Origin of the sequence: Rhodococcus sp. R1101, from assembly GCF_000278445.1 — a bacterium.
Lineage (GTDB): Bacteria > Actinomycetota > Actinomycetes > Mycobacteriales > Mycobacteriaceae > Rhodococcus > Rhodococcus gordoniae.
The window spans coordinates 1-1148 of the sequence record NZ_AJVB01000760.1 but is presented as its reverse complement, the minus strand read 5'-3'; the positions used below and the strand labels follow the sequence as shown (position 1 = coordinate 1148).

1 protein-coding gene is annotated in these 1148 nt (G+C 67.2%); it reads left to right on the top strand.

The features are described from left to right. Nucleotides 1-65: 65 nt before the first annotated feature. A partial coding sequence (locus R1101_RS0123965) for a 1-deoxy-D-xylulose-5-phosphate synthase N-terminal domain-containing protein (RefSeq protein WP_332307025.1) occupies nt 66-1148 on the top strand: 1083 nt, incomplete at its 3' end.

Genomic DNA, 1148 nt, shown 5'->3' with positions numbered 1-1148 from the left:
TCCGTAGACTGAGGGAATCACTCGCGCGACGAGCGCGAGGCACGAGCCGGAGGGAGCTGTTCCAGTTGGGTGTTCTGTCCCGCATCCAGTCGCCCGACGATCTACGTCGACTCTCCCCTGTGGAGCTCACCGAGCTCGCAGGGGAGATCCGGGAATTCCTGGTCGAGAAGGTCGCGGCGACCGGCGGTCACCTCGGGCCCAATCTCGGCGTCGTGGAGCTGACCATCGCTCTGCACCGGGTGTTCGATTCGCCGCGCGACCCGATCCTCTTCGACACCGGTCACCAGGCCTACGTACACAAGATTCTCACCGGTCGTCGCGACGCGTTCGACAGCCTCCGGCAGAAGGGCGGGTTGTCCGGCTACCCGTGCCGCGCGGAGAGCGAACACGACTGGATCGAGTCGTCGCACGCGTCGGCTGCACTGTCCTATGCCGACGGGCTCGCCAAGGCCTATTCGCTGTCCGGACAGTCCGATCGGACCGTCGTCGCGGTCGTGGGCGACGGTGCGCTGACCGGCGGCATGTGCTGGGAAGCGCTCAACAACATCGCCGCCGGGCAGGACCGCTCGATGGTGATCGTGGTCAACGACAACGGCCGGTCCTACGCACCCACCATCGGCGGTCTCGCCGACCATCTCGCGGCGCTGCGCCTCAAGCCGGGCTACGAGAAGGTGCTCGACAACAGTAGGCGCATCGTCAAGCGGATTCCGTGGATCGGCTCGGCGGCCTACTCCGTGCTGCACGGCATGAAGTCCGGCGTGAAGGACGCGGTCAGCCCACAGGTACTCTTCACCGACCTGGGGATCAAGTACCTCGGTCCGGTCGACGGGCACGACGAGCAGGCTATGGAATCCGCCTTGCGTCGCGCGAAGGCGTACGGCGGTCCGGTCCTCGTCCACGCCGTGACCCGCAAGGGCGCCGGGTACGCGCCTGCCGAGAATCATCTCGCCGATCAGATGCACGCCACGGGCGTCATGGATCCGCGCACGGGCCGGGCGAAGGCGGCCTCCGCACCCGACTGGACGTCGGTCTTCTCCGACGAGCTCATCGCGCTGGGGGAGCAGCGAGAGGATGTCGTGGCGATCACCGCCGCGATGCCCGGACCGACCGGCCTCGCCAAATTCGGCGAACGGTTCCCCGAACGTACT